Below are 26,464 nucleotides of genomic sequence, written 5' to 3'. Positions count from 1 at the left end.
GGGTGGGAAGGTCATGAGGCCTGTCCGAGGTAGGCGGCCAGCACCAGCGGATCGGCCCGCACCTCGGCCGGTGGGCCGTCGGCGATGACCTGGCCGAGGTCGAGCACCACGATCCGGTCGGCGAGCCGGGTCACGAACGCCACGTCATGCTCGATCAGCAGAATCGTCAGCCCGCCCGCCCGTAACTCCTCCACCAGAGAGGCGAGCCGCTCACGTTCCTGACCGCGCAGCCCGGAGGCGGGCTCGTCGAGCAGCAGCAGCCGGGGCCGCGCGCACAGGGCGCGGGCCAGTTGGAGCGCCCGCTGCTGGCCGATCGGCAGCCGGTCGGCGGGGCGGTCCGCCCACTCGGCCAGGCCCACGCGCTCCAGCGCCGCGTCCGCGGCGGCCGCGATGAGCCGTTCGTCGTGCCGGTGCCTGGGCAGCCGCAGCGCCGCCGACACGAACCCCGCCCGAGTACGCCCGTGCGACCCCACCATGACGTTCTCCCTGACCGTCATGCCGCGGAACACCCTGGCCGCCTGGAACACGATCGACATGCCGAGCCTGGCCCGCCGGTGCGGCGCGAGCCGGTCCACCCGTCGGCCGAGGAACGAGATCTCGCCCGCGTCCGCCGTCAGATGCCCCGTGACCAGGTTGAACAGCGTGGACTTGCCGGCCCCGTTCGGCCCGATGACCCCGCAGACCTCGCCCTCCGCGACCGTCAGCGAGACGTCGCGGACGGCGTAGACGCCCCCGAAGGAGCGGGAGACCCCGGTGACCGCCAGCACCCGCTACCCCGCCGCGTTGACGGTCTTGGTGAGCTGCTCCATGGCCCACTCGGTGGGGACGAACTTGCCGTCCTTGACGGTGTTGACCGAGATGAACTCGGGGGAGAGCCCGGAATGGTCGGTGGGGGAGTAGCGGAAGCGGCCGTTCGGGGTGATGAGGTCCATGGTCTCCAGAGCCTGCTGGATCTTGGTCTTGTCGGTGCTGTTCGCCTTCCTGATCGCCTCGAACAGCAGCAGGCTGGCGCTGTAGCCGTCCTGCGCGAACTGCGGCGGGGGGTAGCCGTGCTTCTGCTGGTACGGCTTCGCCATCTGGTCGATGACCTGCTTCTGTTTGCCCTCCGGCAGGGCGTCGCCGACCACGCCGATGGCGCTCTGCACCGTCATGCCCTCGGCGGCGGCGCCCATCGGCTCCAGCCACAGCTTGCTGGCCTGCGACGCGGTCAGGAACAGCGGCGTCTCGAGCCCCGACGCGACGTACTGCTTGGCCGCCGTCACGCCGGGCGCGCCCGAGCCCCAGAACACCAGCGCCTCGGCGTCGGAGTCGCGCACGTGCTGGAACATCGGGCTGAAGTCGGAGGTCGTGGTCTCGTACGGCTCGTCCAGGGCGATCGTCACGCCGTACTTCGGGGCCAGGGCCACCATGGCCTCGTGGCCGGAGACCGAGTAGGCGCTCTTGGAGTCCCAGCCGACCGCGATCGTCTTGATGCCCTCGGCCTGGATGTACTGCAGGAAGCGCTCGGCGTACATGCTGGACAGGGCGGGCGTGACGAAGATGTACGACTTGATCGGCTCCACCTGCTCCTGGGCAGGGGCCAGCGACAGGTACGGCATCCTGTCGCGCTGCGCCAGCGGCTCGACCGCGAGCGCCGAGTTGGAGAACACCGGCCCGATCAGCGCGTCGATGTCGCCCTTGATCTGGTTGTAGGCCACGATGCCCTGGTCGGGAGCGGTCTTGTCGTCGCGCGTGACCAGCTCCACCTTGCGGCCGAGCAGCCCGCCCTGCGCGTTGACCTGCTCGACGGCCAGCTCGACGGCCTTCCTGTCCTCGCTGCCCAGCGGCGTGTAGTTGCCGGTCAGGGAGACGATGAGACCCACCCTGATGGGGTCCTGAGCGCCGCCGGACTCGCCCCCACTGCCACAAGCGGCCACGGCGAGCATCAGACAGGCCAGGAACGGGAGCAACCTGCGCATCAGGACCTCCAGGATGTGGCCCGAATGTAGGCAGCTACATTACGGCTGTCAAGAGTTCGCCTAACATCCGACGGAGGACCAAGTGCGGCCTCAATCGGCGATTCTCACCTTTCTCGGAGATCACGTATACGGCCGTGGCATCTGCGTGTCCTCGGGCAGCTTCATCGAGGCGTTCGCCAAGATCGGGATCTCGGAGCAGGCGACCCGCTCGACGCTGACCCGGATGGTCCACCGGGGGCTGCTGCGCCGCCGGCGATCGGGCCGCCGCATGTACTTCGGGCTCACCCCGGCCAGCGCGGACGTGCTCAAGGACGGCGAGCGGCGCATCTGGCGCAGCGGCGTCGTCAACGACGCGGACGAGGACACGTGGACGCTGGTCGGCTTCTCGCTGCCCGAGTCGTGGCAGCGGCAGCGGCACGAGTTGCGCTCGCGGCTGGTCTGGGCCGGGTTCGGGCCGCTGCAGAACGGCCTGTGGATCGCTCCCGGCGAGGTGGACGCGGCGCGGGTGATCGGCGACCTGGGCGCGAACGTGAAGGTGTTCGACGCCGCGCCCAGGTGCCCCACCGACATGTACGCCCTCGTCAGAGACGCCTACGACCTGGACGGGCTTGGCGAGCGCTACCGGGCGTTCCTGCGGCAGTGGGAGCGGGCCGATCCCGTGCCTGGCGCGCCTGACGACCTGGCCCGCTCGCTCACGCTGCTCACCGGCTGGCTGCAGATCATCAGGGCCGACCCGCGGCTGCCGCTGCGCTATCTGCCGCGCGACTGGCCGGCGGAGAAGGCCCAGCGGGTGTGCCACGCGCTGCACGAGAGGTTCAGGCCGGAGGCGGCGGCGGTCGCGGAACGGCTCCTGGACGTCGTACCCGATGAAACCTGGGCAGAACGGTGACAGCAATCGCATAGTGGCCTAACTTGATGGCTTGAGCGTCAAGGAGTGCCGATGCGGAATCAGGGGCTTGGGTCGTGGCCGGCGCGACGGGACCGTATGACGCCTGATCGGGTGGCGCTGACGTATCGCGGCCGTGACCAGACCTACCGCGACCTGCGGGAACGCACCTACCGGCTGGCCTCGGCGCTGGCCGGTCTGGACGTGGGGCGCGGTGACCGGGTGGCCTATCTCGGGGCCAACCACCCCATGCTGGTGGAGACGTTCTTCGCGGCGGGGCTGCTCGGGGCCGTGTTCGTCCCGCTCAACGCCCGGCTGGCGCCGCCGGAGCTGCGCTACATCCTCGAGGACGCCGGTGCGTCGATCGTGGTGCTGGGCGACGGCTATGACGGCGAGGGGCTGCCGGGCGGGCACCTCACGGCGAGCGCGTACGAGGAACTGATCGCCGGCGGCTCACCCGAGCCGGTCGACGAGCCCGTCGGCCAGGGCGACGTGTGCCTGATCATGTACACCTCCGGCACCACGGGACGCCCCAAGGGCGCCATGCTCACCCACGCGAACCTCACGTGGAACACCGTCAACCTGCTGGTCGACGTGCCGCTCGCGCACGACGAGGTGACGCTGATCAGCGCGCCGCTGTTCCACATCGCGGCGCTGGCGCAGACGCTCGTGCCGACCGTGCTCAAGGGCGGCCGGGCCATCCTGGAGCCCTCGTTCGACGTGGAGCGCACGTACGACCTGATCGAGGCGGAGCGGGTCACGGTGATGTTCGGGGTGCCGTCGATGTTCGGCTTCCTCGCGCGGTCGCCGCGGTGGGCCGAGGCCGACCTGTCGAGCCTGCGCCACCTGCTGTGCGGGGGCGCGCCGGTGCCCGAGCCGCTGATCCGGATATATCAGGATCGGGGGCTGACGTTCCTCCAGGGGTACGGCATGACCGAGACCGCCCCGGGCGCCCTCTTCCTCGGCACCGAGCACTCCGTCGCCAAGGCGGGCTCGGCGGGGGTGCCGTGCTTCTTCTCCGACGTCCGCCTGGTCGCCCCCGACGGCTCGCCCGCCGCTCCCGGCGAGCCAGGCGAGGTGTACGTCCACGGCCCCAACGTCATGCCGGGTTACTGGCGCAACCTCGCTGAGAGCGCCAAGGTCCTCTCGCCCGACGGCTGGTTCCGCTCGGGGGACATCGGCGTCGCCGACGAGGACGGGTACGTACGCATCTCCGACCGGCTCACCGACGTGATCATCTCCGGCGGCGAGAACGTCTACCCCGCCGAGGTCGAGAGCATCCTGTACGGCCACGCCGCCGTCGCCGAGTGCGCCGTGATCGGCGTGCCGGACGAGCGGTGGGGCGAGGTGGGCAAGGCACTGGTCGTCCTGCGGCCGGGCGCGGCGGCCGAGGCCGGCGAACTGCTGGGGCACCTGGACGGCCGGCTGGCCCGCTTCAAAATCCCGAAATATCTGGAATTCGTCCCCGAATTACCCAAAAACGCCGCAGGAAAGCTGCTCAAGGCACCGCTCAGAAAGACGTACGGAGGCTGAATGGACCCCGGCGCGCTCGTCGCGATCGACGTCCACATCCATGCCGAGATCCCGGAGACAGGCGCGGAGTCGCTCGGCGGCGCGGACCACCTGCTCAACCTCTACGACCAGCGGAGATGATCTGTCATGCGTACCTCACCACCCTTCCGCGCGGACCACGTCGGCAGCCTCCTGCGCCCGTCGGCGTTGCTTCGCGCCCGTGACGGCCTCAGCGGCGAGGCCCTGCGCGAGGCGGAGGACGAGGCCATCAGAGAAGTGGTACGCCGCCAGCAGGACATCGGACTGCAGAGCGCGACGGACGGGGAGTTCCGGCGGGCCTCCTGGCACATGGACTTCATCTATCGCCTCGGCGGCATCGGCCAGGCCGCCGACGAACGCATCACGGTCCGCTTCCACAACGAGCGCGGCGACATCGCGTTCACCCCGGCGGCGCTGCGGGTGCACGACCGGATCAGGCTGACCGAGCCGATCTTCGCCGACGACTTCATGTTCCTGCGCGACACCGTGACCACGGCGGTGCCCAAGCTGACCATCCCCTCGCCGAGCATGGTCCACTACCGGGGCGGGCCTGCCGCCATCGACCCGAAGGTCTACCCGGACGTCGAGGAGTTCTGGCGGGACCTGAGCTCGGCGTACGCGGAGCAGGTGCGCAGGATCGGCGCGCTCGGGTGCACGTACCTGCAGTTCGACGACACGAGCCTGGCCTATCTCAACGACCCCGCCCAGCGCGCGGAGCTGGCCTCGCGCGGCGACGACGCCGATCACATGCACCTGCGTTACATCAAGCAGATCAACGCCGCGCTCGCCGGGAGGCCCGCGGGAATGGCCGTCACGACGCACATGTGCCGCGGCAACTTCCGCTCCTCGTGGGCCGCCTCCGGCGGCTACGATCACGTCGCCGAGGCGTTGTTCGGCGAGTTGAAGGTGGACGGCTTCTTCCTGGAGTACGACGACGAGCGGTCCGGCGGCTTCGAGCCGCTGCGGTTCGTGCCACCGGGGAAGATGGTCGTGCTCGGGCTGGTCACGACCAAGCGCGGCGAGCTGGAGTCGAAGGACACGCTCAAGCGGCGCATCGACGAGGCGGCCAAGTTCATCGACCTGGACCAGCTCTGCCTGTCGCCGCAGTGCGGCTTCTCCTCCACGGTCGAGGGCAACGAACTGACCGCCGACGAGCAGTTCGCCAAGCTCCGCCTGATCGTGGAGACCGCCCGGGAGGTGTGGGGCTGACCCCGTGGCTGTCACGGGACGGTGACCCCCGCGGCCCGGTCGTCACGGGACGGTGACCCTCGCGGCCCGGTCGTCACGAGACGTGTGACGACCGGGCCGCGATGTCGGCTGATGACGATGACGATGAGCGTCAGCGGATGACGATGGTGGTGAGCGCTCGCGGCTGGAGCGTCACGGTCCCGCCGGCCACCGGGGACGGCGTCAGCGAGTGGCCCTCGTCGGTCAGGTAGGCGGTGGCCCGGCCCCGCACGCCCTTCCACGTGACGGGCGCGGTGCCGGTGTTGAGCACCTCGACGACGCGGGAGCCGTCAGGATTGCGGAACGCGGAGACCTTCAGCGCCGGATCCGCCGCCGTCGCCTCCACCCGCACCGCGCCCGGCCGGATGAACCTGCTGTACGCGGCCAGCGCCCACATCCGCTTCGACACCCGGTACGTCCGCGCCGTGTCGTCGATCTGCAGCAGCGCCCTGGTCGCGCCGCGCGAGCCGCCCAGCCAGTAGACGTACGCGCTGACGTCGCCCAGCGTGAGCGCGTCGTGGACGGCCTGCGCGATGGTGAAGCCATCGTAGCCGCTGCCGTCGTCCCACGCCTCGTTCCAGGTGTCGCCGTTCGGGTTCCACTCCGACATCCAGGTCTTCCCGCCGGTCGGCAGCGGCGCGTCGACGGGGCTGGCGTACGTGTGGCCCGTGTGGGTCTTCACCCAGCGGCGGGCCTCGGGGTCGGCCTCGATCGCGGCCGTGTACGCCTTGGCCTCGTTCCAGCCGAACGAGTCGCAGCACGCCACCTTCACCCCCCTGGCGACCGGCCCGAGCACCTTGACGAACTCGGCGGCCTGCTCGGGGGTGAAGCGCATGGACGCGTACGTGGCCGTCCAGTCGGGCTCGTTCGTGAACCCCAGATCGGTGATCTTGATGCCCTCCCTGGCGTAGAACTTCGTGTACGCCAGTAGGTAGTCGGCGTAGGCCCGGCGCCACTCCGGCTTCAGCGTGCCGCCGTTCTTGTCGTCGCCGTTGTCCTTCATGTAGCCGGGCGCGCTCCAGGCGTCGGCGTAGAACCGCTTCACCCCGTACGCCTTGGCGGCCTGGGCCAGCCAGACCTGGCTGTTGTCGTCGCCGTCCCAGACGTACTTCGGCGGCGCGTCGGGACCGCCGGGGTCCTCGGGCTGGATCGACACCATGTGGTCGTACGGGCTGCCCGCCGGGGAGGAGCCGATGCCGAGCCGCAGGATGCTGAGCCCGGCCCCCTCGCGGCGGTCGAACCACAGGTCGAGGATCTCCCGCTGCTGCTCCTCCGTGAGGGCCTTGAGCAGCTCGTTGCGCCGGAACGCCTGCGAGATGCCGAAGCCGTCGATCTCCTGGTGCCGGACACGTTCGTGCACGGTGATGGCCGGTGGGTCCGCGGGATGGCCGGGGTGCGGCGCCGGGAGACCCAGCAGCGAGACCGCGACAACTCCTCGTAACATGACGCCTCCGAAAATTTCGGATGTGTGACGATATGTTTCGCCGACGCCGGAAACGTAAGCTCGGAAGTGGTCTCCCGTCAACCACCGGCCACAAAGAGGACGCCCCGCCCCAATACGGCGGGGCGGGGCGGTTCAGGTTCAGGGGTCAGCGGCTGGACTCGGCGCGTGACTTGATGGTGAGGAGCTGCCTGCGCATCGACAGGAAGTCGCCCACGTCCATCGTCGCGAGGTACGTGGTGCCGCGCAGACCCGGCTGGGCCCGGATGCGGACGCGGCACACCAGGCGGGTCCCGCCGTCGACCTCGCGCAGGGAGATGGAGGAACTGACGGCGGCGTCCTCACCGCGCATGGCAAGCACGAGGGTGTGCGGCGGGTCGACCTGCTCGACGACGAAGCCGGTGCCGTCGGGGGAGGGATTCAGGACGTCACCGGCCTTCAGCCCCTGCGACTCGGCCGATGCCGCGCCGGACCCCCCAGCTTCCGTGGCGCCCGGCCAGGCGGCGGTGTCGCGCGGCGTGGTGCCGGGGTCATCGGTGGGACCCACCCATGAGGTGGCGGGGCGTGGGGCGGCGGCGCCGGGGGTGTAGCCGCCGAGCTGCACCAGCCAGGGCCAGACGGCGGCCGGTGGGGCGTCGACGGTGACGGCGCGGGTCGCCTGGTACTGCGGGACCCGGACGATGTCGTCCCCCGCCATGTCCCCGTGGACCTCACGGTCGTCGGCGCCCCAGCGCAGGTGCCAGGGACGGACGGCGAACAGGTAACCCGCCACCGCCCCGACGGTGAGCCTGATCAGGGAGCGTGGCATGAACATCGCGAACTCCTTCGCATTCATCGTGGTTCACCCTGACCAGCAGACCGCATTTTCCGAATAAATGCGGTAAATCAGGCAAACAATTTCTCGACCGAATTTCGGTCGCGCGGACTTGGGAAATAACGGCTCCGCCGGCCGTCGACGTCAGCGGTAGACGGCCAGGGCGGCCTCCCCGACGAGCGTCTCGACGACGCCGACCAGCGCACCGACGAGCGGGGCGCTCTCGGTGACGAGCTCGCGCAGCCGGCCGACGAGCTGGTTCGACGGCTGGTCCAGGTAGAGCTCCTCTTCCAGCCGCAACACCGCCACCAGCCCGCACAGCGCGGCGCAGCGCGCGTCCGGCGGCTTCCACCCCTCGACCGCCGCGCGCACCCCGGAAGAGGCCCGTACGACGGACGCGATGTCGGCGACCTCGTAACGCGTGTACGGCAGCATGCCCATCCGCCGCCCGGCCACCCGCCGGAGCACGCCGGACGCGACCAGGCCCGCACGAGTACGGTCGCGGATCCCGTCGGCCGCCTTCTTGATGACGTACCGGACGTCCCCGTCGCCGGAGACAAGGGGGAGGAGGGCGTCGGAGACGGCGTCGCCGGTGGGGCGGCCTTCGTCACGGGCGCGGGCGACGATGCCCTGTCCTGGAGCGGTGGCGCGGCGGTCGCGGGCGACGACGACGCGCTCGCTCAGGGCGAGTTCGAGCAGCGCCGCCCCGGCCAGGCCGAGCGTCATCGACGACTGGTGGATCAGCGGTTTGCCCGACTGGTCGTGGGCGATGAGGTAGAGGTCCGCGTGGAGCGGCAGCCGGTTCATGTCAGTCCTCGCTAGGAGTGTCCTGATCCGGCGGTGACGGGTTGTACGGTGGGCCGGCGGCCGAGCGCGTACAGCGTGATCAGCACCACGGCGCCGGCGCCTAGCCAGATCAGGCCCACCACCTGCGCCAGCACGTTGGCGTTGATCACGACGAGGATCAGGATCGTCATCCCGATCAGCGGCGCGACGAGGTGCTTCCACAGGTCGTTCGAGCCGCGGCGCACCACGTAGTGCACGATGACCGACACGTGCAGGACCACGAACGCGACCATGGCGCCCATGTTGACCAGGCTGGTGAGGAAGTCGACGCCGTCGGCGCGGGTGGCCGTCCAGACCCCCAGGCCGACCGACACCAGGGAGACGAGCACGATCGCGTTGGCCGGCACCGAGTGCCTGACCGACACCTTGGCGAGGAACGAAGGGAGTTGCCTGTCGCGCGCCATCGCGTACAGCAGGCGGGACACGGCGACCTGGGCGACCAGCGTGTTGGCCAGGCCCCAGGCGAGCGCGGTGGCGGTCGTGGTGAGTTGCCCGAGCCATTCGCCCCCGGCCACCGCGGCGGCGTCGTAGAACGCGGTGCCGGTGTCCTTCACCAGCAGACCGGCCGGGTCTGGCACGAGAAGGGCGGCCACCCAGACCTGCGCGATGAACAGCACGCCGGCCAGCATCAGGGCCAGCCGCATGGCCCGGCCCACCTGGGCGGAGCCGCCGGTGGACTCCTCCACGAGCATGCTGATCCCGTCGAAGCCGAGGAACGACAGCACCGCCACGGACACGGCGGCGAAGACGATCGGCCACGAGAACGTTCCCGGGTCGAACAGCGGCGAGAGGCTGAAGCCGCGGCCCTCCCCCTGGAGCAGGGCCCAGAGGCCGATCAGGAGGAACAGCGCCAGGACGATCAGCTCAAGGACGATCAGCACGCGGGTGAGCTTGATCGTCATCCTGATGCCGCGCAGGTTGATCACCGTGTTGACGGCCACGAAGACGACCAGCCAGGCCCACACGGGAACGCCGGGCACGAGGGAGTTCATGGACTTGGCGGCGATGAGATACAGCAGGCACGGGAGCAGGATGTAGTCCAGCAGCACCATCCACCCGGTCAGGAACCCGACCGGCGGCGCGATGCCGCGGCTCGCGTAGTTGTAGACCGAGCCGGACAGCGGGAACGCCTTCACCATCTGCGCGTACGACGCCGCCGTGAACAGCAACGCGATCATTCCGACGAGGTAGGCCAGCACCGGCATCCCGCCCGAGCGGGAGTAGACGAGGCCGAATATGGCGAAGGGCGCGATCGGCACCATGAACACCAGGCCATAGAAAACGAGGTCGGTCAGCCCGACCCCGCGACGTAACTCCTGGCGGTAACCGAACCGCTCGACTTTTTCCTGTGTGCGCACGACAAAGCCTCTCCATGTCGTCATGCAGGCATGTACGGGGGACCCGCCGTGGGGTGCGGGTGGGGAGTGTGATCTGGTGATCCTTCCGCAGCGCGGGGGCGCGTCGCAAGACCACGGGAGCGCGGGGGTCAGCCGGTGGCGCGGAGCCTCGATTCCAGGCCGTCGAGGATGCGGTCGAGGCCGTACTCGAAGGCCGCCTCGTTGTCCTCCGCTGGGTCGCCGCCGCGCAGTTCGGCGTAGAGCGTCCGCAGCCGCGGGTAGCCCTCGACGGCCCGCTCGGCGGCCGGCCACAGGCGGTCGGCCCACTCCTGCTCGCTCTGGCCGCTGCGGGCGACCATGGACCTCCACGCCGCCTCGCCCGTGGAGATGCCCAGGACGTACGCGGTGACCGCGTTGACCGCCCGGTCGGCCTCCCTGAGCCCGAACCCGGCCGCCTCGAACAGCGCGAGCAGGTGCTCCGACCGCCGCAGCACGTTGGGGCCGAGGTAGGACAGGCCCGCCTCGCCCAGCTTGGCGGCCAGCCACGGGTGGCGCAGGATCGTGGCGCGCAGGCGATGGGCGACCTGGGCGACGCCAGCCCGCCAGCCCGCCGGGTCGCCGACGTCGGGAAGGACCAGCTCGCCGTAGACCTCGTCGACGGCCAGCTCGATCAGCTCGTCCTTGCTGGCGATGTGCCGGTAGATGGAGGTGGCCCCGGCGCCGAGCCTGCCGCCGAGGCGGCGCATGCTCAGGGCGTCGATCCCCTCCTCGTCGAGCAGCCGCACGGCCTCGCGCACGATGTGCTCCCGGCTCAGCGCCGGTTGCTCCCGCTCCCGGCGCGGCCTGGCCCAGACCGAGGGGATCGGCTGCTCGTCTGCTGGCATGCGCGCCACGTTAGCGTACGTCGTTCGCAGCCGCGTACGGCCGTTCAGGGGAGGCGGGTGGCGAGGTGGGCGAGGAGTTCGGTCAGGCACGCGAGCTCCGGCTCGCCCAGCGTCGCGGCCAGCTCGGCACGGTCCAGGGACAGGGCCGCCGAGAAGCGCTCATGCGCCGCCCGCCCCCGCTCCGACAGGAACACCAGCACCCGCCGCCGATCCGCCTCGTCCACCCGGCGGTGGACGAGGTCGTTCGCCACCATCCGGTCCACGATCTTGGTGACGGTGGGTGGCGCGAGCAGCGCGTGCTCGGCGACCTCGGTCATGGGGTGGCCGGCGCCGTCGGCGAGCAGGGCCGTCACCCGCCACTCCTCCAGCGTGCCGCCGAGTGCTTCGAGTACGGCGCTCGTCCGGGTCACGAGCCGCCGCTCCACCGTGGTGAGCAGCCATGCCAGGTCCGGTGCGTGAGAGGTGCCGGTGATCTCCATGTTCGCCATGAGAACCGCTCCTCACTGAATGCCCGGTTATTGGAGGATACTTCATCAAAAAATAGTTTCTTTGGGAAGTAACCCTGGGCAGGATCGAAGGGTGACCTTGGCTACCTACGCCTACCGGTGCCCGGACTGCGGCCCCTTCGAGGTGCGCAGGTCGTTCGGGACGGCCGAGCCCGCCGAGCCCTGCGCGGGCTGCGGGGAGCCGGCCCCGCGCCGGTTCACCCCGCCGCTGCCGGCCCGCACGTCACCCGCCCGGGCCCGTGCGCTCGCCGCGCAGGAGAGCAGCGCGCACGAACCGCGGGTGGTAGGCGAGGTGCCACCGGCCGGGCGCCGGCCCGCGCCGCCACCGGACCCGCGCTGGGCCACCCTTCCCCGTCCCTGACGGCCGGGGAATCGGCGACAGGAGGAACCCATGCCGGAAGTCGTGTTCAGCGTCGACCAGTCCGTCTCGATGACCGCCCAGGCGGTCCCCGGGCACAACCGCTGGCACCCCGACATCCCGCCCGTGGTGAGCGTGCGGCCGGGCTCGGAGTTCCGGGTCGAGTGCCGGGACTGGACCGACGCGCAGATCGGAAACAACGACTCGGCGAACGACGTACGCGACGTGGACATCTCCGTCTGCCACATGCTCAGCGGCCCCATCGCGGTGCAGGGGGCCGAGCCCGGCGACCTGCTCGTCCTCGACATCCTGGACCTCGGCCCCGTGCCGCAGGCCGTGGGCGCCGTGTCCGGCGAGGGATGGGGGTACACCGGGATCTTCGCCAGGGAGAACGGCGGCGGTTTCCTGACCGACCACTACCCGCAGGCGTACAAGGCGGTCTGGGACTTCCACGGCCAGCAGGCCACCTCGCGGCACCTGCCCGGCGTGCGCTTCACCGGGATCACCCATCCCGGGCTGTTCGGCACCGCGCCGTCGGCGGACATGCTCGCCCGCTGGAACGCCAGGGAGCAGGCCCTCATCGACACCGACCCCGCCCGCGTGCCGCCGCTCGCGCTGCCGCCGCTGCCGCAGAACGTGCTGGCCGGCACGCTGAAGGGCGCCGAGCTGGAGCGGATCGGCCGGGAGGGCGCGCGTACGATCCCCGCCAGGGAGAACGGCGGCAACCAGGACATCAAGAACTTCACCCGCGGCGCCCGCGTCTTCTACCCGGTGTTCGTCCCCGGAGCCCTGCTGTCCGGCGGCGACCTGCACTTCAGCCAGGGCGACGGCGAGATCAGCTTCTGCGGCGCCATCGAGATGGGCGGCTTCGTCGACTTCCACGTCGACCTCATCAAGGGCGGTATGGAGAAGTACGGCATCACCACCAACCCGGTCTTCATGCCGGGCAACGTCGAGCCGCGCTACACCGAGTTCCTGTCCTTCATCGGGATCTCCGTCGACCACGGCACGGACACGAACCTGTACAACGACGCGACCGTGGCGTACCGCAACGCGTGCATGAACGCGATCGCGTACCTGAAGACGTTCGGGTACAGCGGGGAGCAGGCGTACCTGCTGATCAGCGCCGCACCGGTGGAGGGGCGGCTCAGCGGCGTGGTGGACATCCCGAACGCCTGCTGCACGCTCTACCTGCCCACCGCCATCTTCGACTTCGACGTCCGCCCCACCGCCGACGGCCCGCGCCGCGCCGACCGGGGCGCCTGCGCCGTGAGCACCTGACCGGCCCTCAGCGGCCGTCGCCGCGCCGGCCCCTCCGACGACGGCCCCGGCGCCTCCCGTGCCGGCCGGGATGCTGGTCGTCCTGGTGGTCGCCCTGTTGGTGGCTCTGCCTGCCGGTGTGGGAGGCGGACTGGTGACCGCCGTGGCCGGCGTGGGTCATGGCCGGTGGCGGCTGGCCGTAGCCGAGGACGCCCATCATGCCCTGCTCCTGGTGGTACAGGTTGTGGCAGTGGAACATCCACTCGCCCGGGTTGTCGGCGCGCACGTCGATCGCGAGCCGTTCGCGCGGCTTGATGTTCACGGTGTCCTTGCGCGGCCCCCGCGAGCCAGGCACGTGCACCTGGAACGTGTGGCCGTGCAGGTGCATCGGATGCCACATGGGGGAGCGGTTGTCCAGCATCACCCGGATCGTCTCCCCGCGTTCGACCCGCAGCCGCATCGGGTCGCCGGCGAGCCGGCCGTTGAGCGTCCACTCGTTTCCGGACTCGCTCATGCCGAGCCGCACGGTGACGGTCCTCGACGGGTGGGGCAGGTCGTCGGCGCGCCGCGCCTTCAGGTCCCGGTAGCGCAGCATCCGGCCGCCGAGCTGCGGCACCTTGACGTTCTTCGGCGGCGACCCGGCCCGGTGGGTGGTCCGCACCACGGCCAACGTCCGCGCCCCCTTCCCCTCCGCCACCGCGACCAGCGGAAACGCGCCCTCGTCGAGCCGTACGAGGACGTCGTAACGCTCGCCCATGCCGATCACGAACGTGTCCACGGTGACGTGCTCGCACGGGAACCCGTCGGTGTGCGTGACCGTCATCCGATGGCCGCCGAGCGCCACCCGGAAGGCGGTGTCGGCGGCGGCGTTCACGATCCGGAGCCTGGCCCGCCTGCCCGGTGCGCTGGTGAAGGTCACGGGCGCGTCGGGTGCGCGGCCGTTGACCAGGTAGAGCGGGTGGCGCAGCTCCGCGGCCACGCCGCCCAGGAGGGGGCTGCGCAGGGTGTCGTCGTGCTCGGTGGAGGCGTTCAGCCGGCGCAGCGCGTCGTCGGGCGTGCCCTGGATGCCGTCCAGCCAGTCGTCGAGCACGACGGTGAAGTCGTCGTCGTACCGGAGCGGCTCGTGCGGGTCGGCCACGATCAGCGACCCGTACAGGCCGCGGTCGAGTTGGGTGCCGACGTGCGAGTGGTAGAAGTACGTGCCCGGGTCGGGGACGGTGAAGACGTAGTCGAACGTCCCGCCCGGCTTGGTCGGCGCCTGGCTGAAGCCGGGCGCGCCGTCCATCGCGAAGGGGAGCCTGACGCCGTGCCAGTGCACGGTGGTCGGCGCGGGCAGGTCGTTCACCAGCCGGACCCTGACCGTCTGCCCGGCCACGGCCCCGATCGTCGGCCCGGGGATCAGGTCGTCGTAGGCCCAGGTGGAGACCGTACGCGGGCCGAGGGACACGGTCGTGGGCCGGGCCCGCAACACCATCCCGCGCGGCCGCGCCGCCACCGCGCCGGTCTTCGCGCAGGTGCTCCAGGTGGTGGCGGCGCTCGCGGCGGAAGTGCTGAGAGCGGCGAACGCGCCGGTGACGAACACCCGGCGGGACACGTTTCCGCCGGGACGCCAAGTCAGACCATTCACAGTGAATCTCCCCCCGTACACCTCGAAAGGTAACGGAGAGTGATCGCGAACGCTCCTCGCCACGCCCCGCCGGTCAGGGCGGTGGATTCCGGCAGCCGACCGCCGGGTGGGGAGTGAGCCTGTCGACGGCCGTGTGGAGGACGCGGATGTGGGAGTCGCAGAGAGATATCGGAAGCCGGCTGAGGACCTGCGTGGAGTCATCGATGGGGCCGGATCCGGCGGCGGCGGGGACGGCGATCGCCGCAGGGATGAGCGCGGCGGCCAGACCGACGGCGAGGATGCGAGGCGACATGTTCATCAGGCGTGGGGTCCTTCCTGGGTGACGAATCTCGCCCCTGACGCTACCCTCTGTAATTTTTCTGGCTACATAGCGTAACGGTGCGAGTGTTGCCACGGTCCTCGCGGAACCCGGGAAGGCCGGGCTATTGATTGCGTGAGACATGCGAAATATGGTGTTAATCGTTTCACACGGCAGGAGGCCGCGACGTGAGACGACCCCCCACCCCGGCTCGCGCGCCGGGATCGTCCCAAGATATTACCCAGTCTCCCCATAGGGAATGCTAGGTTATTCGACTAACATGAGACCTACAGCGCGACAAGTGGCAGAGCTGGCGAACGTGTCGGTGGCGACCGTCTCCTACGTGCTCAGCGGCCGGGATCGTCCCGTGGCCGCCGAGACGAGGCAGCGGGTGCTCGACGCCGCCAGGCAGCTCGGCTACACCCCCAACCAGGCCGCCAGGAGCCTGCGCAAGCGCCGTACCCAGCGGGTCTGCCTGGTGCTGAGCTCGCTCGGCGGCGTGCCGACCGACGAGCGGCTGGCCACGGACCTGCACGAGATGGCCGACGCGCGTGGCTATTCCGTGATCACGCTGGCCGTCTACTCGGAGGCCCGTGCCAACGCGGCGATCGACGTGCTGCGCGGCGGCATCGCCGACGGCGCGCTGATCAACGTGGTCGGCGGCCATCTCACCCAGGACCTGCTGAGCGGGCTGGCCACCACCGGGCTGCCGATGGTGGTGCTGAGCAACGAGATCGGTCTGGACGGCTGCGACGTCGTACGCACGCCGGAGACCGAGGCCTGCATGGAGGCCGTCGAGCACCTGCTGGCCGAGGGCAGGCGGCGCATCGCGTTCCTGGCCCACCGGCACGAGCTCTACCGGGACCCGCCGGTCGGCAGACTGCTCGGCTACCTCAAGGCGCTCGACCGGTACGGCGTCGACCAGCGGATCATCACGTCGGGGGCGGATGACCGCGTGGCGGCGTATCGGACGGCCACCGAGCTCCTGCGCGCTCCCGACCGCCCCGACGCGATCTTCGCGGCCTCCGACCGGGCGGCGATCAGCGCGATCTGGGCGGCCAGGGACGCCGGGCTGAGCGTGCCCGGCGACGTCGCGATCGTGGGCGTCGGCAACATCGAGGAGGGCCTCATCACCAACCCGCCACTCAGCACGGTCGGCCCGCTCAGGGACGACCATGTCGACGTCGTACGCCTGCTGTTCGACCGCCTCCAAGCCAAAGAGGCGCTGCCCGCCCGCGAGATCGTCCGCACCTGGACGCTTCTGCGCAGGGGCTCTTCCTAGAAGGGAAATACGAGATGTCCCCCACTCTCTCCCGCCGTGACCTGCTTCGCCTGGCAGGTGCGACCGCCGCCGTGCCGGTCCTGTCGTCCTGCGCCGGCGCACCGACCACGCAGTCCGCCGCGCCGGGGACGTTCACCGTCTACTGGAACGCCGGCCACGACTACCAGGCCTACCGCAAGGTGATCGCCGAGTTCGAGCAGGCCAACAAGGTCAAGGTCAACCTGCAGAAGTACCAGTGGCCCGACCTGCGCACCAGGCTGCTGGCCGACTTCGCCTCGGGGAACGTGCCGGATCTGGTCGAGGAGCCCGGCGGGTGGGTGCAGGAGTTCGCCATCTCCGGTAACGCCCGCTCGCTGCAGGACTTCGTCGACCGCGACGGCAAGGCGATGGGCTTCCCCTCCGACTGGCAGCCGGTGACCGTCGAGCGCAACTCGTACCAGGACAAGGTGTACGGCGTGCAGTTGCACCTGACCTGCAACACGCTCCTCTACAACAAGGGCATGCTCAGGGACGCGGGGGTGGAGGTGCCCACCACCTGGGAGGAGCTCCTCCCCGCCGCGCAGAAGCTCACCAAGGACGGCGTGTACGGCGTCGCGCTCAACCAGGACTACACCTACGTCTGGCCCTGGATGATGCAGGCCGGCGTCACCCCCTACAACCTCGAGACCCGCGAGATCATGGAGCCGAGGGCGGACGCGATCGCCGCCCTTCAGTTCCAGGCCGACCTGATCCACAAGTACAAGGTGGCCCCCGTGCCGGTGTCGGGCACGGACCCCGCGGCCCCGCGGAAGCTGCTCTCCGCCAAGCGCGCCGCGATGATCTTCACCGGCCCCTGGGACCTGGACCCGATCCAGAAGACCAGTCCCGACGTCGAGCTGGGCGTCGCACCGCCGCTGAAGAACAAGGTCCACGCCACGCAGGCGGCGGGCGTGAGCTTGTTCGTGCCCGCCAAGGCCACCAGACCCGAGATGTCATGGGACTTCATCAAGCGCATCACCGCGATCGAGGTCGAGCAGGCCGCCACCAAGGAGACGGGCATGCTCATGCCGCGCGTCTCCTGGACGGAGTTGCCCGAGGTGAAGTCGAACGAGATCACCAAGGTCTTCGCCGACGCACTGCCCATCGCCAAGGACTCCGGCCAGCAGATACGGCTCACCGGGCAGCTCGGCAGGTGGGAGGAGCAGCTCAAGGTCATGTACCAGCAGGTGATCATCCAGAATGAGCCGGCCGCCGCCGCGCTGGCCGAGTTCACCGCGGCCGCGGAGGGCTTCATCAAATGATTTCGCACGACCGCACGCCTGACGGGGTGAGGCCATGAGGAGGCGGCGCACCCTGTCAGGCCGGTACGCCAGGACCGCCTACCTGTTCCTCACCCCGGCGATCCTGTTCTTCGGGGCCTTCTTCTACCTGCCGATCGGCAACGTGGTGGCCACCAGCCTGCGCAGCGGGCCGCAGGCCGACCAGTGGGCCGGGCTCGGCAACTACACCCAGGCCATGGCCGATCCGGCGGTGCGGCACTCGTTCCTCGTCACGGTGGGGTTCGCGTTGATGGTGGTGCTCGGGTCGATCGTGCTCGGGCTGGCCCTGGCGATGGCGCTCGACCAGCCGCTCAAGGGGCGGGTGGCGTTCCGGGTGATGCTGCTGGTGCCGTACCTGACGTCGGTGGCGATCGTCGGGCTGCTCTGGCGCAACATCCTGGATCCGGAGCTGGGCGTGCTCAACCGGTTGTTGCACGCGCTCGGGCTGCCCGGGCAGCACTGGCTCAACACCGCGCCGCTGATCACGATCGCCGCGGTCACGCTGTGGCAGAGCGTGGGCCACACGATGGTGCTGTTCCTGGCCGGGCTGCAGGGCATTCCCGAGACCTACCATGAGGCCGCCAAGATCGACGGGGCGGACCCGTGGCGCCGGTTCTGGCGGATCACGCTGCCGCTGCTGGCGCCCACGACGCTGTTCGTGTCGGTGATGGCGGTGATCTCGGGGCTCCAAGCGTTCGGGCAGGCGTTCATCATCACCAACGGCGGTCCGGGCGACGCCACCGATCTGTCGGTCTTCCACATCTTCAACGTCGCCTTCCGCGCCAGGGACTTCGGCTACTCCTCGGCGCAGTCGGTGCTGCTGCTGTTCGTGATCGTGGCGTTCACACTGGTCCAGCTGCGGGCCGGGCGGCGCGGGGAGGTGACGTACTGATGTCGTTGCGGAAACCACTGCTCTACGTGGTGCTCGGACTGGCCTCGGTCATCACCGTCGTGCCGCTGCTCTACATGGTCTCGCTGTCGCTGCAGACCGAGGCGGAGACTCTGTCGGCGGACGCGGTGCTCGTGCCGGACTCGCCCCAGTGGGGCAACTTCGCCGAGTTGTTCGCCCGTGCGCCGTTCGGCAACTTCATCGTCAACAGCCTCGTCGTGGCGGGCTGCATCACGCTGGCGCACCTGCTGTTCGACCCGCTCGTCGGGTACGTGTTCGCGAAGTTCCGCTTCCCGCTGCGCAACACGCTGTTCGTCGCGCTGCTGGCCACGCTGATGGTGCCGTTCTTCGTGCGGATGATCCCGCTGTACGTGCTGATGGCCAACCTGGGGTGGCTGGACACGTACCAGGGGCTGATCACACCGTTCCTGATGGACGCGTTCGGGATCTTCCTCATGCGGCAGTTCATCCAGCCGATCCCGGACGACCTGATCAGTGCGGCCCGCATCGACGGGGCCTCGGAGCTGCGTATCTACCGGAAGGTCATCCTGCCGCAGACACGGCCGGCGCTGGCCGTGCTCGCGCTGTTCACGTTCGTCTTCCAGTGGAACGAGTTCCTCTGGCCGCTGGTCGCCACCAGCACGGCCGAGATGCGTACCATCCCGGTCGGACTCACCCTGTTCAACCAGGAGTACTACACGCTGTGGCACCTCACCGCCGCCGGATCGGTGATCCTCTTCGTGCCCACCGCCATCCTGTTCCTCTTCACCCAGCGATACTTCGTCCGCGGCATCGCGCTCTCCGGCCTCAAATAGTTTAGGAGTTGTCTTCTTGCGTCCGAACGTGATCGTCGTCTTCACCGACCAGCAGCGGTGGGACACCGTCGGCCCCTTCACCCCCAACCTCGAGAGGATGGCCAGGCGCGGTACGCAGGCCACGGTGGCGATCACGCCGCAGCCCGTGTGCGCCCCCGCCCGCGCGGCCCTGCAGACGGGCCGCTACCCGACCACGACCGGCGTCTACCGCAACGGCCGTGTCCTGCCGCCGGAGGAGCGCACGCTGGCGCACCACTTCGGCGCGGCCGGCTACGCCACCGGCTACATCGGCAAGTGGCACCTGTCCGGCGGCGAGCCGGTGCCGGAGGAGGAGCGCGGCGGCTACCGGTCGTGGCTGGCGGCCAACGCACTGGAGCACACCTCCGACGCCTACCGCACGATCGTGTACGACGACGCCGGCGACCCCGTCCTGCTCCCCGGTTACCGCTCAGACGCCCTCGTGGACGCGGCCGTCCGGTTCGTCGCCGACCACGCGGGCGAGCCGTTCTACCTGTTCCTGTCGCTGCTGGAGCCCCACCACCAGAACGAGGTCGACAACTACCCGGCCCCCGACGGCTACGAGGAGCGCTACCAGGGCCGCTGGATGCCGCCGGACCTGGCCGCGCTCGGCGGCACCGCCCACCAGCACATGGGCGGCTACCTGGGCCAGGTCAAGCGCCTGGACGAGGGCCTCGGCCGACTGCTGGACGCGCTGCGCAGCATGGACCTGCTCGACGACACGATCGTCGCCTACACCTCCGACCACGGCAACCACTTCAAGACCCGCAACGGTGAGTACAAGCGCTCCTGCCACGACGCGTCGCTGCGCGTGCCGCTGGCCCTGCGCGGTCCCGGCTTCGACGGCGGCGGCGCCGTCTCCCGCCCGGTCGGCACCATCGACCTGCCGCCCACTCTGCTGGAGGCCGCCGGGCTGCCGGTGCCCGGCGGCATGCAGGGCCGCTCGTTCCTGCCGCTGCTGCGCGACGCCCGCGCCGACTGGCCCGAGGAGGTGTTCTTCCAGGTGAGCGAGTCGGAGGTGGGGCGTGGCATCCGTACCGAGCGCTGGAAGTACTACGCCGTCGCCGAGGACGCCGACCCGTGGGACGTCCCCGCCGCCGCCCGCTACCGCGAGCAGGCCCTGTACGACCTGGACAACGATCCCCACGAGCTGGTCAACCTGGCGGGGTTCGGCTCGCACGCGGAGCTGGCGGCGGAGCTGCGCGAGCGGCTGGTCCGCCGGATCGTGGCGGCGGGGGAGGCCGAGCCGGTCATCGAGCCCGCACTCCCACGTCCGGGCCGGCAGCAGGCGATGACCGACCCGGCCGTGCGGCTGAACGGTTCCAAGCCGGTCAGGTTCGGTCACCAGCCTCCCGCGTGATCCTTTCCGTCAGCTCGCGGCGTCCGCCGGCTTGTGTGAGCGGTGGGCGCCGGCCTTCGCCGTCGCCGTCGCCGCCGTCGTCGCGGCGGGGGCGCCGGCGCCGATGGTGCCGGTGTCGAACGCGTACGTGGCCGCCAGCGTCGCGACGGCGTCGGAGTTGACGTCCAGCGCCGTGTCGTCGATGTTCTCGATCGTGTCGCAGACGCTGTGGTAGCAGGGGTCGAGCGGGACGCCGGCGGTGCCGCCGAAGATCTCCGCCTCCTCCTCGGTCTTGAGCTCCTCGGCCCCGGTGAACAGGCCGCCCGACGGGATCCCGGCCGCGATGAAAGGCCCGTAGTCGGAGCGGCCGGTGAACGCCGTCGCCGTGTACGGCAGTCCGCGCCCGGCGAAGAACTTCTCGAAGTCCTCCTCGATCACGTCGGATCCGGGAGGCCCGGCGGTGCCGAACGCGTCGCCGTCACCGTCATAGATGCCGAGCGTGTAGTTGGGCGAGCCGATCATGTCGAAGTTGAGGTAGAGGGCGATCTCGGCCCGCTCCTCCGCCGGCAGCGTGGCGACGTAGTGGTCGGAGCCCAGCAGGCCGAACTCCTCGGCGCCCCAGAAGGCGAAGCGCATCTGGTTCTTCGGCTTGGTCTTGGCGAACTGCAGCGCGACCTCCAGGATGCCCGCGCTGCCCGAGCCGTTGTCGTTGATGCCGGGCCCCTCCTGGACGCTGTCCAGGTGGGCGCCGAGCATGACGACGTTGCCCGGATCGCCCTTCCTGCTCTGGGCGATCACGTTGTACGTGGTCCGCTGCTCCACGATCGGGTCCCAGTTCATCGTGACCGCGGTGCCCGCCGCGGCCAGCTCCTGGCCGACCGCGAAGCTGGTGAAGAACGAGGGGATCGTCACGCCGGGCCCGCCGAGCGTCGGGTTGAGATCCACCTCGGTACGACCCTGCTGCCCCTCGTTGAACACGATGGCGGCCGAGGCGCCGGCGGCCATGGCGTTGTCCACCTTGACCCGGAAGTTGCAGACGCCGCGCTGCATGAGGGCGACGTTGCCGGCGACGAACCCGGCGAAGTCGCTCGCCTCGCAGCCCGAGGTCGAGGTGTTGTCAGGCCCGGGCGGCAGCACGAGGTCCACGGCCTGGACCGTGCCACTGGCCGAGCCCGCCGGGGAGTCGCCCATCGCCACGTAGTCCGCGAAGAACCCGTACGTGTACGTCTTCTGCGCCGGGCTCGTCCGCCGGAGCACGGGCGGGGTGAGGTAGCCGTTGAAGGTGAACTCGAAGGGCTGGATCGTGACGTCGTATCCGGCGGCGCGCAGCTTGCGGGCCACGTAGTCGCGGGAGGCGTCGTATCCGGGGGTTCCCGACACGCGGGTCCCGCCGTTGGCCGTGGCGATGGCCTGCAAGGCCGTCAGATGCTTCTTGACGTTCTTGCCGGATACGGCCTTGACGAGCTTGCGTACGGAGTTGTTGTTGGGGGCGGCGCTCGCCGTGCCGGTGAAGGCTGACGGCGACAGCGCGACGGCTACGGCGACGATCGCGCCGAGCACGCCCTTGCGCAGTCGGGAAGGCATGGTTGCTCCTCGAAGGTGGAGGGTGAACCCCGGTCAAAATGTGCGCATGTAGGCGGAAACGTATTCATCATTCGGGTGATAGGGAAGATTGACCGCATATCCGTTGGGTCACGGACCTGAAACGCGCCATGACCGACTGAGGAACGGGGAACCGCATGTCCATAGATCTCGCCTCCACCGGCACGCTCGCCATCGCCGGCAAGACCGTGCACCGTCTCGGCTTCGGGGCCATGAGCCTCACGGGGCCGGGCGTCTGGGGGCCGCCGCGTGACCACGATGAGGCACTCCGGGTGCTGCGCCGGGTGGTCGATCTGGGCGTGAACTTCATCGACACCGCCGACTCCTACGGGCCGTACGTCAACGAGGAGATCATCCGCGAGGCCCTGCACCCGTATCCGGAGGGGTTGCTGATCGCGACCAAGGCCGGGTTCGTCCGCACGGGGCCAGGCGAGTGGCATGCCGTGGGCCGGCCCGAGTACCTGCGGCAGGAGGTCGAGATGAGCCTGCGCCGGCTCGGCGTGGACCGGCTCGACCTGCTCCAGTTGCACCGCGTGGACCCGCAGGTGCCGCTGGAGGACCAGGTGGGCGAGCTGAAGGCGCTCCAGGACGAGGGCAAGATCGCCGCCATCGGTCTGTCGGAGGTGAGCGTCGAGCAGCTGGGACAGGCCAGGCGGGTCGCCGCGATCGCCACTGTGCAGAACCGCTACAACCTCACCCTCAGGGACTCCGAGGGCGTGCTGGAGCACTGCGAGCGGGAGGGGATCGGGTTCATCCCGTTCAGCCCCATCGCCAAGGGCGCCCTGGCCGCGCCCGGGAGCCCGGTGGAGCACGTCGCCAAGGCCGTCGGCGCCACGCCCGCCCAGGTCAGCCTGGCCTGGCTGCTGGCGCACTCCCCGGTGACGCTCCCCATCCCCGGCACCTCGTCGATCGCCCACCTGGAGGAGAACCTGGCCGCCTCCACCGTGTCGCTGACGGCCGCCCAGCTGGACGAGCTCGGCGCTCGCTGATCCGATGCCCCGGGCCCACGCGAAAGGCCGGCCCTCCCCTGGGGGAAGGCCGGCCCCTTCGCGTCAGCCGAGGCCGCTCTTCATGGCCGTGAGCAGCTCAGCGTTGGTGGTGTCGCCGCTGAGTTCCCAGAAGAACGCGCCGCCGAGGCCCTGGTTCTTCGAGTAGCTCATCTTGCCGCCGATCGTGCTCGGCGTGTCGTAGCTCCACCACTGGTTGCCGCAGTGGGCGTACGCCGTGCCCGCGACCGTGCCGGTGGACGGGCAGCGGGTCTTGAGCACCTTGTAGTCCTCGATGCCCGCCTCGTACGTCCCCGGCGCCGCGCCCGTCGCCGTGCCGCCCGGCGCGGCCTGGGTGACGCCGGTCCAGCCGCGGCCGTAGAAGCCGATGCCGAGCAGCAGCTTGCTCGCGGGCACACCCTTGCTCTTGAGCTTCTGGATCGCGCTGTCGGAGTGGAAGCCCGCGGTCGGGATGCCGGCGTAGGAGTTGAGCGGGGAGTGCGGGGCCGTCGGGCCCTGCGCCGCCCAGGCGCCGAAGAAGTCGTACGTCATGACGTTGTACCAGTCGAGGTACTGCGCCGCGCCGCCGTAGTCGGCCGCGTCGATCTTGCCGCCGTCGGTGCCGTCGGCGGTGATCGCCGCGGTGACCAGGTTGCCGGAGCCGAAGCGGGAGCGCAGCGCCGACATGACGTTCCTGAACGCGGCCGGGCCGCTGGTGTCGCAGGTCAGGCCGCAGGCGTTCGGGTATTCCCAGTCGATGTCGATGCCGTCGAAGACGTCGGCCCAGCGCGGGTCCTCGACCAGGCGGTAGCAGGACTCGGCGAACGCGGCCGGGTTCTGGGCGGCCTGGCCGAAGCCGCCGGACCACGTCCAGCCGCCGAACGAGAACAGCACCTTCAGGTGCGGGTGCTTCTTCTTGAGCTTGCGGAGCTGGTTGAAGCTGCCGCGCAGCGCGCCGGTGTCCCACGTGTCCGCCACGCCGTCCACGCTCTCGCCGGCCTGGTAGAAGCGGTCGTAGTCGGCGTAGCTGTCGCCGATCGTGCACTGCCCGTTCTGCACGTTGCCGAAGGCGTAGTTGATGTGCGTCAGCTTGGCCGCCGAGCCGCTGGTGTCGATGTTCTTGACGTGGTAGCCGCGCTGGTAGACGCCCCACTGGACGAAGTAGCCGAGCACCTTGTTGCCCCCGCCTCCGCTGCTCCCCGTGGTGGTGGCCGTGGTGGAGCCGCTCGCGGCGGAGCGGTTGCCGGCGGCGTCGCGGGCGCGGACGGTGTAGGTGTAGGCGGTGCTGGCGTTCAGGCCGGTGTCGGTGTGGGTGGTGCCGGTGACGGTGGTGACGAGGGTGGTGCCTCGGTAGATCTCGTAGCCGGTGACGGCGACGTTGTCGGTGGAGGCGTTCCAGGCGAGGGAGACGCTGGTGTTGGTGACGCCGGTGGAGCGGACGTTGCCGGGCACGGACGGGGCCGTGGTGTCGGTGCCGCCGCCGGTCGCCGGTTTCCACAGCGCGGGGACGTTCGAGGGCTCCCAGCCGGGCTGCGAGGTGTGGCTCTGGACGCACTCGTACTCGACGCCGTTGTACGTGACGCGCGTGCCGGCCGTGTAGGCCGTCCAGGGCGCCCAGTTGGCGAACGCGGCGCTCGCGGCGGACGCGATCGCCCCCGGCGGGGCGACGACCGCCGCGGTGAGCGGCAGCACCAGGGCCGCCAGACAGGCGAGGATCTTGCTCAGGACCGTGTGTCTCATTGCTGCTCCGACATCCGTTTTGGGGGGTGGGGGAGTGGGATGCCAGGAAACTATTAGGAAAGTTTCCTTTCAATTATGAGACGACGGTAGCCTCTGCCTGCGAGGGCGTCAATACTTGTCGATCAGGTTGTGAAATCGCGCAGTAAGCCGGTGTAGCGCTTCGGCCGGGGTGGGGCGTACTCGCCGCGCGTGCTCGTCCGCAGGCCGAGCGACACGAGCGACTCCGCCGCCCGCACATCATCGGCAACCGCTCCGCCACCGCCACCGCCGTGGCCACGTGGCTCATCGTGCACCGCGGATAACGGTTGCGGAACGGCCGATGACGCGGAGGTGATCCGTGGCGCAGCATGGACTCGTGGCAGGAATCACCGTCTGGCGACGGACGGCCGAACGCCGCGGCCCCTACGTGGCCCGTGCGGTCGCCGAGTTGCGATCATGGCCGGCGCTGGCGGTGAGCGACACCCGCCGCGGCGTGGCCTTCGCCGTACGCGGCACCGAGATCCTGCGGCTGACCGGCGAGTCCGAGATGCGGGTGCGGCTGACCGCCCCGGCGATCCACCGCCTCGAGCCCTACCTGCGCGACTGCGAGCAGGTGCAGCCCTGCCCCGACCGGGCCTGGGTGGCCGTCCGGGTCGACGCCGAGCCCGATCTCGAGCTGCTGCTCGCCCTGACCAGCGTGGCGATCAAGGCTCACATCGCCTGACCCTTTTTCCCTTCAGCCGAGGCGTGATCGTCCTCACTTCGGGGCACGCACCATGGTGCGCTAGCCGAAGCCAAGGGGTGTCCATCGTGGCTGTCTTGTTGCTGGGAACCTTCGACACCAAAGGGAACGAGTACGCGTTCGTCCGCGACCTGATCACCGAAGCCGGACAGGAGGTCGTGCTCGTCGACGCCGGCGTCATGGGGACGCCGTCCCTGGTCTCCGACGTGGGGCCCGATGCCGTCGCCGCGGCCGGGGGGACGAGCCTGGAGGAGCTCAGAAGGGCCGGCGACCGCGGCGCGGCCCTGCGGACGATGGCCGCGGGAGCCGCCGTCATCGTCCGCGACCTGCACGCGCGCGGCCGGTTGAGCGGGGTGCTGGCCCTCGGCGGCAGCGGCGGCTCGTCCATCGCCGCGGCAGTCATGCGGGTGCTGCCCGTCGGCCTGCCCAAACTCCTCGTCTCCACCATGGCGAGCGGGGACGTCTCCTCGTACGTCGGCCAGACGGACGTGACGCTCATGTACAGCGTCGTCGACGTCGCCGGGATCAACTCGATCTCCCGCCAGATCCTCGGTAACGCGGCGGCGGCGATCAGCGCGATGGCGGCCGCGTACACCGGCCGGACCTCAGGCGGAGACGGCCGCGCCTTGGGTGGCGACGAAAGGACCTTGGGCGGCCGGACCTTGCGCGGCGGCGACAAGCCGCTGGTGGCCGCCACGATGTTCGGGGTCACCACGCCCGCCGTGGACGCCGCGCGCGCCCGGCTGGAGGACCACGGCTACGAGGTGGTGGTGTTCCACGC

General features: G+C 70.2%; 25 protein-coding genes. 13 read left to right on the top strand and 12 right to left on the bottom strand.

Translation table 11 applies throughout. The annotated features are described in order from the left end of the window. Window positions 1–11 precede the first annotated feature (11 nt). The gene (locus ITP53_RS37380; RefSeq protein WP_195900185.1) at window positions 12–767 is read right to left on the bottom strand and encodes an ABC transporter ATP-binding protein; all 756 of its coding nucleotides are present in this window, start codon (window positions 765–767) and stop codon (window positions 12–14) included. Window positions 768–770: 3 nt separating this feature from the next. After that, complete coding sequence (locus ITP53_RS37375; RefSeq protein ID WP_195900184.1) at window positions 771–1,958, bottom strand: ABC transporter substrate-binding protein; 1,188 nt, start codon at window positions 1,956–1,958, stop codon at window positions 771–773. Between the two features lie 82 nt (window positions 1,959–2,040). Here ITP53_RS37375 and ITP53_RS60610 point away from each other — a divergent pair, with 82 nt between their 5' ends. The 3 genes from ITP53_RS60610 (at window position 2,041) to ITP53_RS37360 (ending at window position 5,604) form a co-directional block, all read left to right on the top strand. After that, window positions 2,041–2,847 (top strand): PaaX family transcriptional regulator, encoded by an 807-nt coding sequence (locus ITP53_RS60610; RefSeq protein ID WP_195900183.1) that lies wholly within the window; start codon window positions 2,041–2,043, stop codon window positions 2,845–2,847. Window positions 2,848–2,943: 96 nt separating this feature from the next. Then, entirely contained in the window at window positions 2,944–4,377 is a 1,434-nt protein-coding gene (locus ITP53_RS37365; protein ID WP_236051567.1) for an acyl-CoA synthetase, read from the top strand. 126 nt (window positions 4,378–4,503) lie between these two features. Beyond that, window positions 4,504–5,604, top strand: a complete 1,101-nt coding sequence (locus tag ITP53_RS37360) for a 5-methyltetrahydropteroyltriglutamate--homocysteine S-methyltransferase (RefSeq protein ID WP_195900181.1) — start codon at window positions 4,504–4,506, stop codon at window positions 5,602–5,604. A gap of 130 nt (window positions 5,605–5,734) precedes the next feature. Here the strand turns inward: ITP53_RS37360 and ITP53_RS37355 are convergent, their stop codons facing one another. The 6 genes from ITP53_RS37355 to ITP53_RS37330 form a co-directional block, all read right to left on the bottom strand. Further along, entirely contained in the window at window positions 5,735–7,066 is a 1,332-nt protein-coding gene (locus ITP53_RS37355) for a glycoside hydrolase family 30 protein (RefSeq protein WP_195900180.1), read from the bottom strand. Between the two features lie 145 nt (window positions 7,067–7,211). Then, a complete protein-coding gene (locus ITP53_RS37350) occupies window positions 7,212–7,898 on the bottom strand; it encodes a hypothetical protein (RefSeq protein WP_195900179.1) in 687 nt (228 codons plus the stop codon). A gap of 123 nt (window positions 7,899–8,021) precedes the next feature. Further along, the gene (locus ITP53_RS37345) at window positions 8,022–8,684 is read right to left on the bottom strand and encodes a GOLPH3/VPS74 family protein (RefSeq protein ID WP_195900178.1); all 663 of its coding nucleotides are present in this window, start codon (window positions 8,682–8,684) and stop codon (window positions 8,022–8,024) included. An 11-nt stretch (window positions 8,685–8,695) separates the two neighbouring features. Next, the gene (locus ITP53_RS37340; RefSeq protein ID WP_328817008.1) at window positions 8,696–10,081 is read right to left on the bottom strand and encodes an APC family permease; all 1,386 of its coding nucleotides are present in this window, start codon (window positions 10,079–10,081) and stop codon (window positions 8,696–8,698) included. A gap of 128 nt (window positions 10,082–10,209) precedes the next feature. Beyond that, window positions 10,210–10,944: a TetR/AcrR family transcriptional regulator gene (locus ITP53_RS37335; RefSeq protein ID WP_195900176.1), complete on the bottom strand. Its 735-nt coding sequence runs from the start codon at window positions 10,942–10,944 to the stop codon at window positions 10,210–10,212. 44 nt (window positions 10,945–10,988) lie between these two features. After that, window positions 10,989–11,432, bottom strand: coding sequence for a MarR family winged helix-turn-helix transcriptional regulator (locus ITP53_RS37330; RefSeq protein ID WP_207756993.1), 444 nt, complete (start codon window positions 11,430–11,432; stop codon window positions 10,989–10,991). 91 nt (window positions 11,433–11,523) lie between these two features. Between ITP53_RS37330 and ITP53_RS37325 the strand changes: the two genes are divergently transcribed. Both ITP53_RS37325 and fmdA read left to right on the top strand, forming a co-directional pair. Next, complete coding sequence (locus tag ITP53_RS37325) at window positions 11,524–11,811, top strand: FmdB family zinc ribbon protein (protein ID WP_207756991.1); 288 nt, start codon at window positions 11,524–11,526, stop codon at window positions 11,809–11,811. A 30-nt stretch (window positions 11,812–11,841) separates the two neighbouring features. Next, window positions 11,842–13,089 carry a formamidase gene (gene fmdA / locus ITP53_RS37320; protein WP_195900175.1) on the top strand — a complete coding sequence of 416 codons (1,248 nt, stop codon included), beginning with the start codon at window positions 11,842–11,844 and terminating at the stop codon, window positions 13,087–13,089. 7 nt (window positions 13,090–13,096) lie between these two features. Here the strand turns inward: fmdA and ITP53_RS37315 are convergent, their stop codons facing one another. After that, window positions 13,097–14,695: a multicopper oxidase family protein gene (locus ITP53_RS37315; protein WP_328817004.1), complete on the bottom strand. Its 1,599-nt coding sequence runs from the start codon at window positions 14,693–14,695 to the stop codon at window positions 13,097–13,099. A 73-nt stretch (window positions 14,696–14,768) separates the two neighbouring features. Then, entirely contained in the window at window positions 14,769–14,993 is a 225-nt protein-coding gene (locus ITP53_RS58260; protein ID WP_236051566.1) for a hypothetical protein, read from the bottom strand. A 301-nt stretch (window positions 14,994–15,294) separates the two neighbouring features. Between ITP53_RS58260 and ITP53_RS37310 the strand changes: the two genes are divergently transcribed. The 5 genes from ITP53_RS37310 to ITP53_RS37290 are packed head-to-tail and all read left to right on the top strand — an operon-like array spanning window position 15,295 to window position 20,655. After that, on the top strand, window positions 15,295–16,275 hold the full coding sequence (locus tag ITP53_RS37310; RefSeq protein ID WP_328817002.1) for a LacI family DNA-binding transcriptional regulator: 981 nt from the start codon (window positions 15,295–15,297) through the stop codon (window positions 16,273–16,275). A 14-nt stretch (window positions 16,276–16,289) separates the two neighbouring features. Next, window positions 16,290–17,555 carry an ABC transporter substrate-binding protein gene (locus ITP53_RS37305; RefSeq protein WP_195900173.1) on the top strand — a complete coding sequence of 422 codons (1,266 nt, stop codon included), beginning with the start codon at window positions 16,290–16,292 and terminating at the stop codon, window positions 17,553–17,555. Between the two features lie 34 nt (window positions 17,556–17,589). Further along, a complete protein-coding gene (locus ITP53_RS37300; RefSeq protein WP_195900172.1) occupies window positions 17,590–18,465 on the top strand; it encodes a carbohydrate ABC transporter permease in 876 nt (291 codons plus the stop codon). Further along, a complete protein-coding gene (locus tag ITP53_RS37295) occupies window positions 18,465–19,277 on the top strand; it encodes a carbohydrate ABC transporter permease (RefSeq protein WP_195900171.1) in 813 nt (270 codons plus the stop codon). The genes ITP53_RS37300 and ITP53_RS37295 overlap by 1 nt, the downstream gene beginning before the upstream one ends. Window positions 19,278–19,293: 16 nt before the next feature. Further along, window positions 19,294–20,655 carry a sulfatase-like hydrolase/transferase gene (locus ITP53_RS37290; RefSeq protein WP_195900170.1) on the top strand — a complete coding sequence of 454 codons (1,362 nt, stop codon included), beginning with the start codon at window positions 19,294–19,296 and terminating at the stop codon, window positions 20,653–20,655. Between the two features lie 9 nt (window positions 20,656–20,664). Here ITP53_RS37290 and ITP53_RS37285 read toward each other — a convergent pair whose 3' ends face one another. Next, window positions 20,665–22,218: a M28 family metallopeptidase gene (locus ITP53_RS37285; RefSeq protein WP_195900169.1), complete on the bottom strand. Its 1,554-nt coding sequence runs from the start codon at window positions 22,216–22,218 to the stop codon at window positions 20,665–20,667. A 155-nt stretch (window positions 22,219–22,373) separates the two neighbouring features. On the opposite strand from ITP53_RS37285, the gene ITP53_RS37280 reads away from it, so the two are divergent. Next, window positions 22,374–23,225 (top strand): aldo/keto reductase, encoded by an 852-nt coding sequence (locus ITP53_RS37280; protein WP_195900168.1) that lies wholly within the window; start codon window positions 22,374–22,376, stop codon window positions 23,223–23,225. A 63-nt stretch (window positions 23,226–23,288) separates the two neighbouring features. Here ITP53_RS37280 and ITP53_RS37275 read toward each other — a convergent pair whose 3' ends face one another. Then, complete coding sequence (locus tag ITP53_RS37275) at window positions 23,289–24,962, bottom strand: glycosyl hydrolase family 18 protein (protein WP_195900167.1); 1,674 nt, start codon at window positions 24,960–24,962, stop codon at window positions 23,289–23,291. A gap of 355 nt (window positions 24,963–25,317) precedes the next feature. Between ITP53_RS37275 and ITP53_RS37270 the strand changes: the two genes are divergently transcribed. After that, complete coding sequence (locus ITP53_RS37270) at window positions 25,318–25,665, top strand: luciferase domain-containing protein (protein ID WP_195900166.1); 348 nt, start codon at window positions 25,318–25,320, stop codon at window positions 25,663–25,665. Between the two features lie 86 nt (window positions 25,666–25,751). Then, a partial coding sequence (locus ITP53_RS37265; protein ID WP_328816998.1) for a Tm-1-like ATP-binding domain-containing protein occupies window positions 25,752–26,464 on the top strand: 713 nt, incomplete at its 3' end.

Source organism: Nonomuraea cypriaca (genome assembly GCF_015645445.1).
Taxonomy (GTDB): Bacteria; Actinomycetota; Actinomycetes; order Streptosporangiales; family Streptosporangiaceae; genus Nonomuraea; species Nonomuraea cypriaca.
This window is presented reverse-complemented; position numbering and strand designations above follow the sequence as displayed.

Excerpts from the sequence above, each read along its gene's own strand:
- ITP53_RS37275 (WP_195900167.1), bottom strand. The coding sequence starts at position 24,962 with ATGAGACACACGGTCCTGAGCAAGATCCTCGCCTGTCTGGCGGCCCTG.
- ITP53_RS37305 (WP_195900173.1), top strand. The coding sequence starts at position 16,290 with ATGTCCCCCACTCTCTCCCGCCGTGACCTGCTTCGCCTGGCAGGTGCG.
- ITP53_RS37285 (WP_195900169.1), bottom strand. The coding sequence starts at position 22,218 with ATGCCTTCCCGACTGCGCAAGGGCGTGCTCGGCGCGATCGTCGCCGTA.
- ITP53_RS37350 (WP_195900179.1), bottom strand. The coding sequence starts at position 7,898 with ATGAATGCGAAGGAGTTCGCGATGTTCATGCCACGCTCCCTGATCAGG.
- ITP53_RS37280 (WP_195900168.1), top strand. The coding sequence starts at position 22,374 with ATGTCCATAGATCTCGCCTCCACCGGCACGCTCGCCATCGCCGGCAAG.
- ITP53_RS37360 (WP_195900181.1), top strand. The coding sequence starts at position 4,504 with ATGCGTACCTCACCACCCTTCCGCGCGGACCACGTCGGCAGCCTCCTG.
- ITP53_RS37355 (WP_195900180.1), bottom strand. The coding sequence starts at position 7,066 with ATGTTACGAGGAGTTGTCGCGGTCTCGCTGCTGGGTCTCCCGGCGCCG.
- ITP53_RS58260 (WP_236051566.1), bottom strand. The coding sequence starts at position 14,993 with ATGAACATGTCGCCTCGCATCCTCGCCGTCGGTCTGGCCGCCGCGCTC.
- fmdA (WP_195900175.1), top strand. The coding sequence starts at position 11,842 with ATGCCGGAAGTCGTGTTCAGCGTCGACCAGTCCGTCTCGATGACCGCC.
- ITP53_RS37375 (WP_195900184.1), bottom strand. The coding sequence starts at position 1,958 with ATGCGCAGGTTGCTCCCGTTCCTGGCCTGTCTGATGCTCGCCGTGGCC.
- ITP53_RS37365 (WP_236051567.1), top strand. The coding sequence starts at position 2,944 with ATGACGCCTGATCGGGTGGCGCTGACGTATCGCGGCCGTGACCAGACC.
- ITP53_RS37345 (WP_195900178.1), bottom strand. The coding sequence starts at position 8,684 with ATGAACCGGCTGCCGCTCCACGCGGACCTCTACCTCATCGCCCACGAC.
- ITP53_RS37330 (WP_207756993.1), bottom strand. The coding sequence starts at position 11,432 with ATGGCGAACATGGAGATCACCGGCACCTCTCACGCACCGGACCTGGCA.
- ITP53_RS37295 (WP_195900171.1), top strand. The coding sequence starts at position 18,465 with ATGTCGTTGCGGAAACCACTGCTCTACGTGGTGCTCGGACTGGCCTCG.
- ITP53_RS37335 (WP_195900176.1), bottom strand. The coding sequence starts at position 10,944 with ATGCCAGCAGACGAGCAGCCGATCCCCTCGGTCTGGGCCAGGCCGCGC.
- ITP53_RS37300 (WP_195900172.1), top strand. The coding sequence starts at position 17,590 with ATGAGGAGGCGGCGCACCCTGTCAGGCCGGTACGCCAGGACCGCCTAC.